General features: G+C 44.3%; 20 protein-coding genes. 13 read left to right on the forward strand and 7 right to left on the reverse strand.

The features are described from left to right. Positions 1 to 2: 2 nt before the first annotated feature. Positions 3 to 836: an ATP-dependent sacrificial sulfur transferase LarE gene (larE, locus tag AA84_RS0106845; RefSeq protein ID WP_028976584.1), complete on the forward strand. Its 834-nt coding sequence runs from the start codon at positions 3 to 5 to the stop codon at positions 834 to 836. A 431-nt stretch (positions 837 to 1,267) separates the two neighbouring features. After that, positions 1,268 to 2,293, forward strand: coding sequence for a HoxN/HupN/NixA family nickel/cobalt transporter (locus AA84_RS0106850; RefSeq protein WP_028976585.1), 1,026 nt, complete (start codon positions 1,268 to 1,270; stop codon positions 2,291 to 2,293). A 153-nt stretch (positions 2,294 to 2,446) separates the two neighbouring features. Here the strand turns inward: AA84_RS0106850 and mobV are convergent, their stop codons facing one another. From mobV to AA84_RS0106865, 3 genes are all read right to left on the reverse strand, one after another. Continuing rightward, entirely contained in the window at positions 2,447 to 3,502 is a 1,056-nt protein-coding gene (gene mobV / locus AA84_RS17340; protein WP_051577854.1) for a MobV family relaxase, read from the reverse strand. A 208-nt stretch (positions 3,503 to 3,710) separates the two neighbouring features. After that, on the reverse strand, positions 3,711 to 4,355 hold the full coding sequence (locus AA84_RS17345; RefSeq protein WP_051577855.1) for a thioredoxin domain-containing protein: 645 nt from the start codon (positions 4,353 to 4,355) through the stop codon (positions 3,711 to 3,713). 26 nt (positions 4,356 to 4,381) lie between these two features. Continuing rightward, positions 4,382 to 4,561 (reverse strand): hypothetical protein, encoded by a 180-nt coding sequence (locus AA84_RS0106865; RefSeq protein ID WP_028976586.1) that lies wholly within the window; start codon positions 4,559 to 4,561, stop codon positions 4,382 to 4,384. A 110-nt stretch (positions 4,562 to 4,671) separates the two neighbouring features. Here AA84_RS0106865 and AA84_RS17350 point away from each other — a divergent pair, with 110 nt between their 5' ends. Then, a complete protein-coding gene (locus tag AA84_RS17350) occupies positions 4,672 to 5,292 on the forward strand; it encodes a hypothetical protein (RefSeq protein WP_051577857.1) in 621 nt (206 codons plus the stop codon). A gap of 93 nt (positions 5,293 to 5,385) precedes the next feature. Here AA84_RS17350 and AA84_RS0106875 read toward each other — a convergent pair whose 3' ends face one another. Further along, on the reverse strand, positions 5,386 to 5,805 hold the full coding sequence (locus AA84_RS0106875) for a hypothetical protein (protein ID WP_028976587.1): 420 nt from the start codon (positions 5,803 to 5,805) through the stop codon (positions 5,386 to 5,388). A 112-nt stretch (positions 5,806 to 5,917) separates the two neighbouring features. Further along, complete coding sequence (locus tag AA84_RS17355) at positions 5,918 to 6,436, reverse strand: protein rep (protein WP_152540357.1); 519 nt, start codon at positions 6,434 to 6,436, stop codon at positions 5,918 to 5,920. 1,138 nt (positions 6,437 to 7,574) lie between these two features. On the opposite strand from AA84_RS17355, the gene AA84_RS0106885 reads away from it, so the two are divergent. The 5 genes from AA84_RS0106885 (at position 7,575) to AA84_RS0106905 (ending at position 11,140) form a co-directional block, all read left to right on the forward strand. Next, on the forward strand, positions 7,575 to 8,753 hold the full coding sequence (locus AA84_RS0106885; protein WP_028976588.1) for an MFS transporter: 1,179 nt from the start codon (positions 7,575 to 7,577) through the stop codon (positions 8,751 to 8,753). A gap of 73 nt (positions 8,754 to 8,826) precedes the next feature. Then, positions 8,827 to 9,066: a hypothetical protein gene (locus AA84_RS19355; protein ID WP_028976589.1), complete on the forward strand. Its 240-nt coding sequence runs from the start codon at positions 8,827 to 8,829 to the stop codon at positions 9,064 to 9,066. Next, entirely contained in the window at positions 9,059 to 9,358 is a 300-nt protein-coding gene (locus AA84_RS19360; RefSeq protein ID WP_028976590.1) for a phosphotransferase, read from the forward strand. The genes AA84_RS19355 and AA84_RS19360 overlap by 8 nt, the downstream gene beginning before the upstream one ends. A gap of 79 nt (positions 9,359 to 9,437) precedes the next feature. Further along, entirely contained in the window at positions 9,438 to 10,436 is a 999-nt protein-coding gene (locus AA84_RS0106900) for a nuclease-related domain-containing protein (protein WP_028976591.1), read from the forward strand. Positions 10,437 to 10,642: 206 nt separating this feature from the next. Beyond that, positions 10,643 to 11,140, forward strand: a complete 498-nt coding sequence (locus AA84_RS0106905; protein ID WP_010027483.1) for a GNAT family N-acetyltransferase — start codon at positions 10,643 to 10,645, stop codon at positions 11,138 to 11,140. A 7-nt stretch (positions 11,141 to 11,147) separates the two neighbouring features. Here the strand turns inward: AA84_RS0106905 and AA84_RS17365 are convergent, their stop codons facing one another. After that, complete coding sequence (locus tag AA84_RS17365) at positions 11,148 to 11,729, reverse strand: hypothetical protein (protein WP_051575328.1); 582 nt, start codon at positions 11,727 to 11,729, stop codon at positions 11,148 to 11,150. 420 nt (positions 11,730 to 12,149) lie between these two features. Here AA84_RS17365 and AA84_RS0106915 point away from each other — a divergent pair, with 420 nt between their 5' ends. After that, positions 12,150 to 12,704: a biotin transporter BioY gene (locus AA84_RS0106915; protein ID WP_028976592.1), complete on the forward strand. Its 555-nt coding sequence runs from the start codon at positions 12,150 to 12,152 to the stop codon at positions 12,702 to 12,704. A gap of 18 nt (positions 12,705 to 12,722) precedes the next feature. After that, the gene (gene bioB / locus AA84_RS0106920) at positions 12,723 to 13,712 is read left to right on the forward strand and encodes a biotin synthase BioB (protein WP_028976593.1); all 990 of its coding nucleotides are present in this window, start codon (positions 12,723 to 12,725) and stop codon (positions 13,710 to 13,712) included. A 66-nt stretch (positions 13,713 to 13,778) separates the two neighbouring features. On the opposite strand, the gene tlp is transcribed toward bioB, so the two are convergent. Further along, positions 13,779 to 14,006: a small acid-soluble spore protein Tlp gene (tlp, locus tag AA84_RS0106925; protein ID WP_028976594.1), complete on the reverse strand. Its 228-nt coding sequence runs from the start codon at positions 14,004 to 14,006 to the stop codon at positions 13,779 to 13,781. A 242-nt stretch (positions 14,007 to 14,248) separates the two neighbouring features. Between tlp and AA84_RS0106930 the strand changes: the two genes are divergently transcribed. Genes AA84_RS0106930 through AA84_RS0106940 form a run of 3 tightly spaced genes read left to right on the forward strand, consistent with a single transcriptional unit; the run spans position 14,249 to position 16,563 of the window. Continuing rightward, complete coding sequence (locus AA84_RS0106930) at positions 14,249 to 15,148, forward strand: ABC transporter ATP-binding protein (RefSeq protein WP_028976595.1); 900 nt, start codon at positions 14,249 to 14,251, stop codon at positions 15,146 to 15,148. Continuing rightward, a complete protein-coding gene (locus AA84_RS0106935) occupies positions 15,145 to 15,945 on the forward strand; it encodes an ABC transporter permease subunit (RefSeq protein ID WP_028976596.1) in 801 nt (266 codons plus the stop codon). Before AA84_RS0106930 ends, AA84_RS0106935 begins: the two co-directional genes overlap by 4 nt. Then, entirely contained in the window at positions 15,946 to 16,563 is a 618-nt protein-coding gene (locus tag AA84_RS0106940) for a TetR/AcrR family transcriptional regulator (RefSeq protein ID WP_028976597.1), read from the forward strand. The last annotated feature ends 60 nt before the right edge of the window (positions 16,564 to 16,623 follow it).

A 16,623-nucleotide genomic window follows, 5' to 3' on the forward strand; every position in this document is an offset into this window, starting at 1 on the left:
TCATGCATACGTTAACTGAAAAAACACAAATGTTGACTGATCTTTTGAAGAAAATGGATCGTGTTGTTGTTGGCTTTTCCGGAGGAATTGACAGCACACTGGTTTTGAAAATGGCTTTGGATACGCTGGGCAAGGATCGTGTGTTGGCGGTTGTCGCCAATTCAGAACTGTTTACCGATGAAGAATATGAAAAAGCAGTTGCTTTAGCGAAAGCTCTTGGTGCTGAGGTGATGGGGACTCAGCTGAATTATCTTGCTGATGAACACATTAAGCATAATACGCCGGACAGCTGGTACTATGCTAAAAAATGTTTCTATGCACAGATGAACGTGATTGCGCAGGAACAAGGCTTTAATTATGTTCTTGACGGCATGATCATGGATGACAACAGCGACTTCCGTCCGGGCCTTCGCGCGCGCACAGAGGCGGGGGCACGCAGTGTGCTTCAAGAAGCCGGTTTCTATAAAACCGATGTGCGTGCATTGGCGAAAGGAATTGGCTTGACGAACTGGAACAAAGTTTCCTCCTGCTCCGTATCTTCGCGCTTCCCTTACGGCACAACGCTGACGCCGGAGAAGATTGATCAAGTGATGGCGTCGGAAGCCTATCTTCGTGACCTCGGTTTCCCGGTTGTGCGCGTTCGCTATCACGGAGAAATTGCCCGTGTTGAGGTGCCGGCAGAACGCTTGGGTGACTTGCTTGAGCGCAGCGGTGAAGTAAGCGCCAAATTAACCGAGTTTGGATTCCGTTATGTCACGCTCGACCTCAGCGGTTTTCGCAGTGGTCGTATGAACGAAACGCTGTCCGAGGAAGAACGCAAGGCGTTTGTTTCCTGAGCGATCACCAATAGCGTGTACGCAGAAAAGAACGGCGACTTTTTCGAATCTGGAAAGAGCCGCCGTTTTTTCTAACAGGATAAGAAAGTATAGGATTTTGCCCCGTCTTCAAACCAATAGACCAGTGTCTTGGCCAAGAATCAAAGCGGAGGGGCTCTGGCGCCTGCGGGATCGCGCTTAGTTGATGCGTGCCAGCGAGACCCCGCAGATTTCTGTTTGTCTGAGGAGGCTCGCGGTGCGCCCGCGGCAAGCGAGTAATCGAAGCGATGATTCAGCACCGAAAAGACACGAATCCATCACACATGGCTGGAGGTTAAGGACCAGGTGCTTTTTGCCCGGTTTTTCTTAGCATGTCGCATGCTTAAAAGTAGAAAAAAAGTCCTGATGCGGCGCGCAAGTAAGCACAGAACTTGCGCAGAAAGCTGCCAGGCATGAAAGGAAGAATTGATGTGTTAAAAAAAAGTTTGCCTTACTACATTGGATCCCTGTTGCTTCATCTGCTTGGATTCAGTCTGCTTATCTTCGCGGCAAGAACAAATCCATTTATCCTTGGGCTCGGAATGGTTGCCTATACGCTTGGGCTGCGTCATGCCTTTGATGCCGATCATATTGCCGCAATTGACAATACGGTGCGTAAATTAATGCAGCAAAATCAGAATTCAATGGGCGTTGGTTTTTACTTCTCGCTCGGCCATTCTTCCGTTGTGTTTCTGATGGCTGCTGCACTTGCTTTTTCGGTGCACTGGGCGCAGCAGCATTTGCCGCTTCTTTCACATGTTGGCGGCGTCATCGGTGCGACCGTGTCCGGAAGTTTTCTGTTAGTCATTGCTTTCATTAATCTATTTATCTTAATTGATTTGCAGAAACTGTTTCTTCGCTTAAAGCAGCACGCGTTTGATCAAAAACAATTTGATCAGCTGCTTCAGTCGCGCGGCTTTTTATCGCGCATGTTTCGGCCGCTCTTTGCTTTTATTAGTCAAAGCTGGCATGTGCTGCCGCTCGGCTTCCTGTTCGGCCTTGGCTTTGACACGGCAACGGAAATCAGTCTGCTTGCATTGTCTGCAGAATCCGCGCGTGCGCATATGTCTATTGCCGCCGTTCTTGCGTTGCCGCTTCTTTTTGCGGCCGGGATGAATGTGATGGATACCACGGATTCGGTCATGATGACACGTGCGTATCGTTGGGCATTGGATACACCGGTCCGCAAAGTCTATTACAATTTAACGGTTACAGCGATCTCGGTGCTGGCTGCTTTGCTGATCGGCAGCATTGAACTCAGTCAGGTAGTCAGTGAGCAGTTCCACCTCCAAGGCGGCTTCTGGAATTGGGTGCAGGCGATCGACTTAAATTGGATGGGTTACGGTTTAATTTTCCTCTTTCTTGCAGTCTGGCTCATTTCCTATCTCATTTGGAAGATTTTCCGTATCGATCGGAGATGGAGCCAAAATGTTCTATAGTGATGTGTGTGTGAAAAAGTGCTGCTTGAATCCAAACGGATTCAGCAGCGCTTTTTTTTACAGGGTAAAGAAAGTTGTCTTGTTGGTACCACTCATTTCTTTCCCATAGCGTTCCATTTTCCTTTTCAAAGCTCTCAGAACGTTCTCTATAAGCTATACTTGCTTTGGCCTGTGTTTTAACTCTTCCCAATGCTTTCGTTCGAGTACGACGCTCTCAGGCCCGTTTCTGAGGATTCCACTTTTCTTTATCTCAACTGGAATATTATCAATGTGATATTCAAACAGCTTATTTTTGTCAGCTGCAGCTCTAACACTCTTCAATTTTTCCTCTTCAAGACTCACCGTCAATTCCAATTCCCCAAGTGTTTCTGTCGCTTCTTCGATTTTACCGGAAAGCGTCCATGCCGACTGTGTCAATTCCATATGGTGTGCTTTCAGCTGAATCTCTTGTGCCGCACGCTGCGCAAGTACCTTTGTTGCCTTCTTGGCTTCTTCTACTTTCTGCCCACCTGTGGCAATCAGCGAATCCACTGTTTTTTTCGTTTCTACAAGGCTCTTCTGTTTTTCAGCCAATATCTTTTCCGTTTCGGCAGCCTGTGACTGTGCCTGTTTCGCCCGTTCTTCTGCCCTTTGTGCCTTGTATTCCAATTCATCTAAATGCTTATTTTTAGACTGCCCTTTCTGAACCACAAAGCCCTGTTTCTGCATATAATCAGGCAGATTTTTCTGCAAGTTTTGAAGTTCCTTACGGTTGAAAATTCGCTTTGCAGATAATTTATGATCTTCCGTGATCGGCACCACGCCCAAATGCATATGTGGCGTGGTCTCGTCCATATGTACCTGAGCATAGACCACATTTTCAGCACCATACCGATTCTTAAAAAACCCAGTCGCCTTTTCAAAATAAGATCGTGTTTCATTTTCTGCCTTATCCTTAAACAGTTCAGGGCTCGCACTTACAATAAAACCACAAACCCGCACCGCATCTTTTCGAATTGCCCGATTCGTTTCTACGCCTTCAGCAATTCGATCATTTATTTTCTTCGGGTAAGATATTTTCCCTGTATTGATCAAGTCATAGTTCAAATACGACAACTCTGTTTTAATATCCTTATTCGCATGATTTTCCGTCTCTCGCTGGTTATGCCTTTGCAGTCCCCCAAGATTTCCGGAAGCGTACTTAGTCATGTGACAAACCACAAAAGCCATGAGCGTGCACCTCACTTGTTTTTCGGAAAACTTCCATGTAAAGTATAGCGCAATATACTTCACTACGTGAAGATTGCGCTCTGCGAGGCTCTCCCGGCAAAGCCGGGCTTGCCTTCGGCAAGGCGAAACCCTGCCGACTACGCCCCTTGGAGCTAAAAAAAAGCCTTCCCAATGCTCATGCAAAGGGTCGGTTTTTTTTCCACTCCATCTAATGTATCAAAGCTTTTATTTTTTCATAATCGTAGGGATTTTCTACAACTTTATTATTGACCATCAAAGTCGGTGTTTGTTTCACCCCAATTTTTATCACATCACTATCTATATTTTTAATCTGATCTTTATACTTATCTGAATTAATTACTGATAAAAGCTCTTTCCGATCTAAATTTGGAACTGTTTGTTCTGCTTTCTTAGCAAGCAAATCATTTGTTACCCAATTCTTTTTTTCATCCCCCTGAGCTTTAAATAGCGCGTCATGGAAAGCGAAAAAAGATCGAGGGTACTTTTGATATATGTAGTAAGCTGCATTCGCCGCCTTAGCAGAATTTGGCCCTAACACTGTAAAGTTAACATAATAAAATTTCGTCTTACCCGTATCTACAAGATCCTTTTTGATTTTTGGATAAATCTCTTGTTGAAACTTTTTACACCACGGACAACGATAATCCGAAAATTCAACAATAATATTTTTCGCATTTTTACTACCAACATATGGTTGATTCCTAAGATAAAATTTTTTCGAATTAGAACCTTTAACCATATCTGAATTCATATATTTTAAATAAGCAATACCGCCCACAACTAAGATAAAAAACAAAACTGCAGCAACAATAAAAATATATTTTTTTCTCATTTTAGATAAACACATCCAATGTTCACTTATTCTTTATATTTTTTATTGATGACTCCAACAACACTCATAAATACTGCAAATATCACAAATACTACGAACGAGAGATATCCACTTCTAAATATAAAACTATCAATCAAAATGAATAAAAATGCCAGCATAGTAGAAATCCACCAGATAAGCTCATACTTTTCATGAATAAATTTCATTTTTATCAACTCCTTAAATTTAGAAATATATAACAATAATATGGAAATATGCTACCAATAGACGTACAATTATAAATAATCTTACACATAAAAGGAGGTCCCACACAACAATGAACTACGTAATAACCAAAAAGAACATAGCTATTTGGATAATTATTTCCACGCTATTGTTCGCCATCATCGGATTAGCAACCAGCCCAAATCAAGCTCAAGCGAAATCTGAAACAACACAATCCAATTTCGCTAAGAATCAAACCATCTCAGAAGAACTTCCCAACCTATCCTCCAGTGAAGAAGCCCTAAAAGCCATTGAGAACATACCAAAATCCGTAGTTAACCAAGGTCATGAAGCAATACTAGAATGGTTTAAAAGCAACATTAAAGATCCTGCTACACTTGCAGTAATAAACTCAAATCTCGAAAGTAGTGGAAAATACCAAGTTAAATCAGTTCTTGGTTGCGTAAGTGCAGTAGGAGCAGCACTAGTAGGTTTAGCATGGGCTCCTGCCAAACTACTAAAAATAAAAAAAGCACTAAAAGCCCTTGGAGGAGTAACAACTTTCGTTAAAAAATCAATTCAATACTACAATGTTTACAAGAAACGCTACAGAAGCAAAACAACTGCATGGAAAAAGGCAACAGCTAAAGCGGCAAAAAAAGCTAGTCCTCAACTTAGAGACGCATTATTATCTTTCTTTGGAATAACAGCAATCATAGATTCTTGCACCTAAACAAAGTAAAACCAAATATACTACCAATAGAATGCAAAATAAAAAAGAGCTCCTTCACTTAACGAAGACATAGCTCTTTTTTATTTTCCCTATTCAAAAAAAGGATTTAATGAAAAACACTACTGCAATTACCACCGTCACTACAATTCCACCAAAAACCACAACCGGAACTTCAGATGCATCCCCTATTTTTTTGCTTTGATCAAGCTGCGTTTTACGCATCGCCGCCAGTTCTGCCGCGACTTTAGACGCTTTTTCCGCTGCCATTTGCTGCGCATCACGCACCGCCGCCAGTTCCTGGCGCACACTATGTAGTTCCTGTTTTAAAAGCTGTTCTTCTTTTGGAACTTCTTCTTTTATTGCCGGCGCCTCCCCAAGCTTTTCCTCTATGAGCGATTTCAATTCTTGCAATCCTTCAGGTTCACCGTACCGATTCACATACGTTTTCGCCGTCCGAAAAGCACTCTGCGCACGCCGCAATTCCTTCTTTTCTTCTTCCTCAGTCAATGCCATTCCATCAGCTCCCCCCATTAGTACAAAATCCAATATCTATGCGGTGTTTGCACTTGTGCAGGCGCTCATTAGCGCCCCTGTTTGCGCAAGCGCAGGCTCACCGTTTACGCCTTTAATTTTTGACCGTCTTATGACCGCTATTCCACTGCTTGATTTGTTCAGCCGACATCTCGGAATAATGCTCTGTATAGCTGCCTTTTATCCAGCTCGATGTACAGAACAAAACATAAATATTGGTGTCCTGCTTTTTGAACTCGTCCAATTCATCCGCGTCAAATTTCTTTGAATACTCGAGGAACACACCATTATAGCCAATCAAACGGCGACCCTTCAGCGCGCCATAATAATAGTCAAAGACACGCTCGTCCACATCAATGTCAACCAAATCCTTGCTCACATACTTCGACATTTCTAATGGCGCTCGGCTGTTCTTCACTTTTTGAATATTTACTTGCGTGATCTCATCCGTTCCTTTTTCAGTCACGCCAGTCATTCGCGTTGCTTTGCGCCAAAGGTCTAGCCATTCCTCATGACTTACGTAATTACGACTTGTAAAATAACTTTGCCCGCGGTCACGCCCTGTTGATGCGAGCAGAGGGAGTGTCTCACAGGCACAAACTTGATGGTTCAAAACCACATACAGAGCAAAAGGAACTTTCACTAATTTTAAAAGGAACTTTCGCTAAGGACGCATACGTCCTGTATGCAATGCGAAAGTCATCACATCCTGTGAAGGTACGTCCTGTGCACAACGCAGAAGTCACCGCGTCCTGCGGAAGTACTCCTGCTAATTCTCTACTTCAATTTGTTATTTTTTCAATCAAGTCCTTCAGCATAGAAACTAGCCTAACTTGGAGCTGCATCGTATGTTGCAATGTAAAACTCCGCCTCATTATTGCTACCATCTACATATTTAGAGATATCATGCCAGCTAATTGATCCATTTCCGGTAACCCTTACTGAATGACTAACAAATTCATCTTGATTATCGGTACCATCATATTCCCTTAGTTGAACTGTAAAACTATTTTTAACGTTGGTGAACTCAACTTTGAAATTTCCACCTGCAGATCGCCAATTTGCACTACCGCTTGGTGTATAATACAGCACACCCTATGTGGTATATGCGTATCCCTTATATTTCCCTCTGGATTGCCAACCACCCGGATCAGATATTAATGGACTGATGTCAATGTTTGCTCCTTTATTAGATTGTAACAGGGAAGGGGATACAGTAATTTTTACAGCTCCTGTAGTTTGAATATTAGATGGATCTAAGATTTTTGGTGGTTCGCCTTTATCTACGACTGTTGGTCTCTGTGGCATGTGTGACATTTACTGGAGTAAGAATCATTGCTGGTAGGGCTAATGATGTAAACAATAAACTAATCTAAACCCTTCTAATTATTGAATGAATTTCATATTTCTTTGCTCTTGTGCTCCAAGGGTTTCAAAATGCAAAAAGGAAGTACCTCCCCGAGTCTTGTATAATGGTAATTGAGTAGAAAACCAAAAAAATCTATTAAAGTTTTAAAGAACAGATCATTTTTATCATTGGGACAATTATTGTCCTTCTCATGGTGTATCAATTCGGAGATATAATCTTGCCGATTCATTTACCGTGTTATGTGTGGCATCCATTGGTAAGACCGAAACTCATTGTCCCATCTTTGGTACGATGGGGAAGTTGATCTAATTTTAACTGTAGGATGATCCGGCCATACTTCTTTGAATCTTAGTATCGGTTGCAGTGAATGGAGTAGATTTCGATGTTTGTCAGAAGCTTTAATCATAATATTCGCTATAATTATATCTACAATTTTTGCTCGTTCTTCGGTGTGACGGCACTGTGGGTGCTTTACCTGACCCATCGCGGGATGTCTTTAGTTGAAGTTGGGCTGCTCGAGAGTATCTTTCATGTCAGCAGTTTTCTTTTTGAAGTACCAAGCGGTGCACTTGCGGATCGTTTAAGCTACCGGGCGGTACTGATTCTTGGACGCGTCTGCGCGATGATCAGCAGCATCATTTTGATTTTTTCTCATGACTTTCTTTGGTTTGCCGTTGGCTTTATTATTTCAGCGTGGTCGTACAATCTAAATTCGGGCACAACCGACGCATTGGTTTACGAATCACTGCGCTGTTTGAATCAAGAAAAGCGCTACATCAAGGTTTCGGCGAATGTTAATGCGCTTTATGAATTGGCGGATACATTGGGGATTTTTGTCGCCGGCTGGTTCGTCACTGCCTATTTTGAAGGTGTCTACTGGATTCAGATTGCCATCTCGATGCTGGCGATTCTGTCGGTCTTGATGATGAGAGAACCGAGAAAATCGCAGCGAAAAGAGGAAAAAGTGACCAGCTATTTTGCGATTTTGAAGAACGCGGCGCTTTTCTTAAAAGAAAATGGGCAGCTGCGTTTTCTAATGCTTTTTTTCGCGCTGTTTGAAGGGGTTGCGGCAACCTATTATTTTTATTTTCAGTCGCTTGTGGATGGGTACGGATTCAAAGGATATCAGATCAGCTTGCTGATGATCGCATCCGCCGTGTTCCAAATTATTGGCGCGAAAATCTCGCCGCAGATTGAACGATGGGCCGGGCAAGCGAACTTAATTCTATATTTCTCTGCGCTGCTTTGCGGGTTGCTGATCCTTACATTTGTGAATCAACTGCCACTCCTGATCGGTTGCTTTATTACGCTGAACACGCTTGTTTCGGTCAGCCAGCCAATCTTCAGCAATTACTTTAATGCGCTGATCCCGTCCTCAAGCCGTGCGACGCTGCTTAGCGTTTCGAGCATGTTGTTCAGCGTAGCGATGATTGTTCTGTTTCCCTTGTCCGGATGGCTGATTGAACAGTTGCGTTTTACGGTGAGTTTTGGAGCAATGGGGATGGCGCTTGGGTTGGTGATGGTTGTTTTGACGATCGTGATGAAGCGAAGAGCGCGATAAGTGGTGCTGCGTGCCCGAAGATGCGTGGTGACGAGGGTCAAAAATGAACGCATAAAATAGGAGGTGGATCACGATGGCGAACAGTTGGGATCCAGACTATGTGGTTTCCAAGGAGAAGGCTAAGGAGCTGATTGAGGTACAGTTTCCTGAGCTGGCACCGGCAAAAATTGCTGATCTGGGCAAGGGTTACGACAAGACGGTCTATTTGGTAAACGCGCGCCGCGTATCGTTCCACAGATGCGCTACGGCGTTACGTTGCCGGGGTAATCGCTCCCTCACAGAAGCATTGCTTGGTTCATGGAGACTTGCATAGCCGCAACATCGTGATCGACGCGCAGCACCGGGTGAGCGGAGTGATTGATTGGGGCGACGTCCATATTGGCAATCCAGCGATCGACTTGCCGCTTGTTTACAGTTTTTTGCCAAGCTGTGCACGTGCTGAATTTTTTTCTGTTTATGGAGATGTCAGTGAGCGGACAAAAGCATTAGCGCGCTGGAAGGCGGCATTTACAACTGTTGCGCTGTTTGTTTATGGGCTCGATCAACAGAACGAGGAGATCATTGCGGGATGCAGGGAAAGCCTGAATTTAATTTTGGAGGACTGATTTTGCCGCGCGGTTCCCGAAAAAAGGAATTACGCATGGCGTTGTCGAACCTTTTTATTAATGAAAGAGAGGCGATGGTGTGTACGTAAAACCAATCCAAGTACCGTTCCATGTGCTTCAGTACGAAGCACTTGTTCGAAGGTTGAATCCATGTGCCGCGCACGAGGATATCCGCTCGCTTTATAAGCGAGCAATCGCCGGCTATCGCGGTGAACGGTCGATGAGTTACCCGCTTTGCTACCTCCCCGAAGAAGACTTCCGCATTTTTCACAATCTCCGATTATACGACGGGATCCATTATTTTCAGATTGATTTTCTTGCCCTTTGTGAACGTTTCGCACTAATTCTAGAAGTGAAGAATATCATTGGTAAGCTGACTTTCGATACAGCGATGCTTCAGCTCATTCGTGAATTGGATGATACTCTCGATATTTATGATGATCCAATTTCGCAGGCGAATCATTTAACGGATTCGCTTCGTCAGTGGTTGAGCAAACGCGGCGTGTTCTTGCCGATACGGAATCGCGTTGTGATCGCTTCGGCGGCGCAGATCCAAGTCACAGATTTGAATAATGATCAAATCAAGAAAATTGTGCGCAGAGCGAATCTTAAATCGGAATTACTTAAAATCAATAAGCAATTTACCGAAGCGCACCTTTCTGCAGGTGAATTGGATAAGATCGCGGCAAATCTTCTCGCTGCGCATCAGAAGAAAATGATTCAGCCATTCAAAACGTTCAAGATTCAATCGGAACAGATTAAAAAAGGTGTGCAGTGCCCTAACTGCGGAGCGACGCCGGTGGAAAAGGTGAAACAACGCTGGATTTGCAGGGCGTGTGACCATCACGCCCGGTTCGCGTATCTAACTGCACTGCGGGATTATTTTCTTATCTATGGACCGGCGATCACAAACAGCCAATGCCGCGATTTTCTCAACCTAGGCTCTGAATCAACGACAAGACGGTTACTTCATCGCACGGCTCTCCATTTTGATGGAAATAAAAAATCGAGAATCTACTACTTATCGGAGGAAATACTCGATGAAAAAGCAAACTGGTCGATAAATTTGTCAAAGTGACTGATAAAAACGCTAAAGTGACTGATAAAATCACCAAAGTGGTTGATAAACTTGTCGAACTGACTGATAAAATCACCAAAGTGGTTGATAAACAAGACAATCGAACACGTTCAGCGCGGCTGAGAGTGAGTTCTCCGAGATTCAGCTCATGAAACGGTCGGGATAAGCGCATAATAACCGCGACATTGTATAGTGGAGGAACGGTTATGGTCACTTTCCGAGTATTAACTGCTGAAGATGCAGAGCAATATCAAAAACTAAGACTGGAAGCATTAATAAAGAATCCGGAGGCCTTCGCCTCAGATTTTGATACGGAACGCAGCAAGACAATCAGCCAGATCCGCGACGACTTGTCCAAGAAACATGTCATGACGGTCGGCGGCTTTGATGGCGAGAAACTGGTTGCCATTGCTTCACTTGATCGAGAAAAACTGCCGAAGATGGAGCACCGCGCAAATTTGACCAGTGTCTATGTTTCCGATGAATACCGCGGACAACGGCTCTCCAAACGAATCATTAATTACATCATTGAACAGGTGAAAAAACAGGGGATTAGCAAAATTTATCTGTATGTGATGACCCATAATGAACCGGCGATACGTGCCTACAAAAAGATGGGCTTTACGATCATTGGCGAAGATCCTGATGCGATGAAGGAGGATCACGGCTTTGTCGCTGAATACCGTATGGTGAAGTATATTTGAGATAACCTTAGTATAACGGGGAAACTGTACGGGGCTGCATCATTTGCAGAGTAACATCTCCATCCAATAGGTCTTGGGACATAGCGAAATAATCACTGATTAAGCCTTCAAACAGCACGTTTGCTTCGTCAATCTGCGCAAAATCCGCTGGTTTGATGAAACAGCACGGTTTGGGGAACGCACAAATTCCGCATTCAGCCAACACAGCCGCCACAAATTGTGAGCAAAAGAAGCGATCTTGGCTGTGTATTTCTTTTTGCAGCATCAGACCGAGGATCCCTGAAAAATTGTAGTGCAGCTGATTTCTACGGTTGCGGAAACTGCGAATCAAACATGCAAGTTGCCGATGCTGTGCTGGAGAGATCGTTAAACGCAGAATCATCAGCCGCAGGTCGGCAGGCTGATCCTTTAGCTCGTTTTCTGTAAACCCTCCGTTAAGAAAATTATACTTGCCTTTACGGCCGAAACTGTACATATGTTGCGGTGTATCGAGTGCAAGCGCTGCGTGTGTGTACGCATCTCCGGTCCATAATTTAATTAAAGCAGAAGGCAGTGTTTTTGCGTGGGTCAAGAGGATGTAGGCGTACAAGCTGGCCATTCCTTTCAAAAGAGTTTCTATACCTACTTTACATGAGACGGTGCCGATCCAAAATCAGCTGAAGCTGTAATTTCCTCTACGCCTAGAGGCTTATCTTTAGTGGATCTGAAAAGGAGCTGCTTAATAAAGGTGAGCATGGGAGTCTGCGTACAGGATCGCCTTGGCAGAATCGGAAAGCGCCACACAACGACGCGCAGCAGCTCGCGGTGCGCCCGCGGCAAGCGAGCAGCTGGAGTGTCGTTTGTGCACAAGGTGATGAACAAAGCCCGAATGGAAGGCGGAAGTAAGGACCGAGCGCTTTTTGCCCGGTTTTTCTTATCACCCTAAATGTTAACTTTTTTAAAGATATGGTTGACATATAACGAATGTAAACCTAAAATTATTTTTGGTTAACGAAAAGGAGGGCTATTCTTGAAAACGCGATCGATTACCTTAGTTTCACTGTTCGTCGCCGTGATGATTGCTTTTGGCGCACTGCCAACCCTAGTTATTCCATTTATTCCTGTTCCTTTTACGTTTCAAATGATCGGTGTGATGCTGGTCGGCAGTATCTTAGGAGCTAGAAAAGGGCTTATTGCGATGCTCGTTTTTATAGCACTTGCAGCGGCAGGAGTTCCAGTACTTTCCGGATATCGCGGGGGATTAGGGGTTTTGCTTGGACCAACTGGAGGCTATATTCTCGCATGGCCGCTTGCCACCTTTGTCATTGGTCTGATTACGGATTACATAAACACAAAGAAATGGGCGCTGTTTCGCTACTATCTGGCGATTCTCGCCGGTATTTTGATTATTTATTTCGTCGGCGTCCCGTGGTTTGCTTTCTATAATCACTTGCCGCTTCTTGGTGTAGCGGAAAGCAATTTGCCGCTGCTATTGCTTGATCTTGTAAAAGCCGGGGCGGCAGCTGTCGTTGCGTGTCGGCTAAAGCAAAGACTGCCCTTTCTAAAAAAATCGAAACTTGTATAAAATCGGGGAGGGATCGTTGTGAAATGGTATCATCTTGCGCAGCGTGTGATTGGCGGTTACGCCTGTACACGCAGCGAAGCGCAGGAAATGCTCCGGGTCGCAGATGATGAAACACTGGATCTTGTCTACGGGGCATACCAATTGCGCAGACATTATTATGGAACGGCGATGAAATTAAATCTGATTATTAATGCGAAAAGCGGCCGCTGTGCCGAAAATTGTGCCTATTGTTCCCAATCGATTTACGCCGAAACGTCAATCGACGCCTATCCATTGGTGAGCGAGGATGTGATTGTTCAAGGAGCAAGACAGGCCTATGAGAATCAGATCGGAACCTATTGCATTGTCATGAGCGGACGAAAGGCTTCGCCGCGCGAAGTGCGCACTGTCTGCTCGGCAGTCAAAAAGATCAAAAAGGAAATGCCTATTAAAATTTGTGCGTGTCTTGGCTTGATTAATGGGGAGCAGGCCAAAGCGTTAAAAGCGGCGGGTGTGGATCGCTTTAATCACAACCTGAATACGAACGCTTCTCACTATGACCAAATTGCGACCACACATCATTATCAGGATCGTGTCGCAACGATTAAGGCAGTGAAAAACGCCAAAATTTCGCCATGTTCCGGAGTGATTTGCGGCATGGGTGAAACAGACGCCGATATTATCGACATGGCTTATGCTTTAAAGGAACTGGATGCCGATTCCATTCCAATTAACTTTTTGAATCCGATTCCGGGTACGAAACTGGAAAACATGGATGAACTGAATCCAAATCGATGCTTAAAGATTTTAGCGGTTTTTCGGTTTATTAATCCAACAAAGGAAATTCGTATTGCCGGTGGGCGCGAAGTAAATCTGCGTTCGTCGCAAAATCTCGGTCTTTATATCGCCAATTCGATTTTCATCGGTGACTATCTGACGACAAAAGGTCAGGATACGACAAAAGATTATCAAATGATTGAAGATCTTGGCTTTTCAATTGAAACGAAAGCCGTTGAAACAAAAATTTGAGCACATCAGACCATGAAAGAAGGCGCTGCATCGTCAATCGAGACGTTGCGGCACCTTCTTTTCACGTTAATGGGTTTTGCTAAATCGTGCTTCATCTTTAATTTCTTCGCGGAGTCCGTGGACACTTTCCACGCGGCGCTGATTCTTTTCAAGCAGCTGGCGTTTTTCTTCTTCGCTTACTTTATCGCCGTGTGCCTTGAGGTAATCCTCAGTTTCGTTGATGTTCTGCAGTGTATTGCCGATGTTGTGTGCAATTTTTCCCCAATTATCCGAACGATCATCCGGTTTTGCCATTTGATTATCCCCCCTAATCGTTTTTTATTATGCAGCATGCAGCAAAGGCTATACTGTAAAATCGATCCTGTTCCATTTGCGGTCTTTAGGCGCAGTTTGCTGCGTGCGATTGCTAAAATTTGAACGATTCGATCGGGGATTGACCATCTGGTCAACACATGGTATAGTGTCATTGACCAATTGGTCAACGCGCGTGCACAAGGTAAAAGAATCACGCAGGTCTAAAAGGGAGGTACACAAACATGCCGGTTATTGAACTGAGTCATATCAGCAAACGGTTTGGCAAGTTTGTCGCCGTGAATGATGTTTCGTTCACGGTAGAAAAAGGGGAATTTTTTGGATTTATCGGACCGAATGGTGCGGGGAAATCAACAACGATGAATATGATGCTGAATTTTATTAAAAGCAGTGGCGGTAAAATTAAACTGCTGGGAAAAAATGTGCCGGAGCATGATTTGGATGTGAAGAAACAAATCGGCTATGTGCCGAGCGATGTACGTTTCTATCCGCAGCTCCGCGTGCGCGATTTGTTCTGCTACACGCTGGATTTTCACCACATGAAAGGCGATTCGGCCGAGCTGAAACGGTATTGTGATCTTTTCCAAATTGATCCACAGAAGAAATTCGGCGATCTGTCGCTGGGCAATAAGAAAAAAGTAGCGCTCGTTTGCGCATTGATCCATCATCCGGAATTGATCATTATGGATGAACCGACGAACGGACTTGACCCACTGATCCATGCACGCTTGTTCCGAGTGCTCAAAGAAAAGCAGGAACAGGGTGTCACCATTTTCCTGTCGAGCCACAATCTAAAAGAAGTTGAGGATTACTGCTCGAGGATCGCCTTTATCCGCAGCGGTAAGCTGATCGGGGTCGAGGATCTGACCCAGGTTAACCAAAACGTAAAGGTCATTACAGTAAAAGCCGACCAGCTTCCGATTGCCGTGATGGAAAAGATCGGCGCAACATGCGTGAAAAAAACAGATCACGAAGCACGCTTTGCGTATGAAGGCAATATGGCACAACTTTTTTCGACGTTATCCAATTTGTCTCCGCAGCTTGACGATGTGACGGTTGCAAATCGTGATTTGGAAGAACAATTTATGGCGATGTACGAACGTCAGGAGGGTGAACGGTTATGACACTTTTTCGACTGGAATGCAAAACGCATTGCAAAACACTGCTCATTTGGATGATTGTCGTCGGTATTTTGACATTAGGCCTCGTTTCCTTATTCCCGGCAATGAAGGATATGGGGCTTGACCAGATGAAAGCGATGCCTAAGGATATGATGAAAGCATTCAACCTGTCTGATTTGGGCATGCTGACCACGATAAAAGGCTATTTTGGCTATGAGTACCAATACGTGATGCTTGCAACCGGAATTTTTGCTGCGATGCTGGGCACCAATGCACTGTCGCGCGAAGAATCGGAAGGAACGATCAGCTATCTGTTCTCCCAGCCGATTTCACGGATCGCTATTGTGGGTGAAAAAATGCTCGCCAACACAGTTCTCTATACTTTATACTGGTTAGTATCGATGGCGATCGCTTATCTTGTCTGCTTGATGTTTAAGGAAACGGGAGCTTCGGTCTCCGATCTCTTTGACGGATTTACACAGCTGACTTTTGCCGGATGGGTGATGGGCTTGACCTTTTTATCGGTTGGCTTTCTGCTCTCCGCCTTTTTGTCTTCGAATAAATCGGCGACATCGCTGTCTCTTGGTCTTGTTTTTCTTACGTTTATCCTTGGCGTTGTCGGAAAAATGAATAATGATTTCAAAGGGTTGCTCTACGCTTCACCTGTTGACGCCGCGCTGCCGAGCACGATCTTTAAAAGCGGGATTGAGTGGAATTATATTGTGATCGATCTTGTTGTGATTGTTGTGGCGGGATTGCTCACGTTCTGGATCTACCGAAGGAAGGATTTGAACGTATAAATGGAGGAATCGAAAGAAAAAGCCATTTTGACCGCGGCCATTCACGAGTTTGCGGTTAAAGGATTCGACCGTGCATCGACGAATCAGATCGCAAAAGCCTCAATGGTCTCAAAAGGGTTGATCTTTCACTATTATGAATCGAAAGAAAAGCTTTTTGAAGCGAGTGTCAACTACGCACTCGAGATATCGGAAACAGAGCTCAACTATACGCAGTGGAACTTTGATGGCGACTTGATCGAAAAGCTCAAGCACTACTGTACCTTGGAATTTCAATTCTTCCATGACTACCCGGATGTTTATCAGATGCTGATGGCGGCGTTTACACGTCCGCCAAAAGAGCTTTCCGATAAAATGACACGGTTGCTAAGGGAACTCACATCTGTTGCACCGAAGTTTTTTAAAAAAATCGTGACTAATCTGGATCTTAAAGAAGATGTTGATGCTGATGTTCTTCAGGCAGTGTTCGAGTCGCATTACACTTACTATATGACACGCGCGATGGCGTACTCGCAAACCCATCCTGATTCAACGGTTGAAGAGCTAAAACCCATCATTAATCAATTCTTGGCTATGCTGAAAATGAGCTTGCGCGGCTTGCTGAAAAGCGATTCTGAATAAAGAAAAAGGGTCATGACTGTGAAGGGTCATGGCCCTTTTCTGCGTGTTGCTATTTGGCTC

It is taken from the genome of Sporolactobacillus terrae DSM 11697, assembly GCF_000648615.1.
GTDB classification, from domain to species: domain Bacteria; phylum Bacillota; class Bacilli; order Bacillales; family Sporolactobacillaceae; genus Sporolactobacillus; species Sporolactobacillus terrae.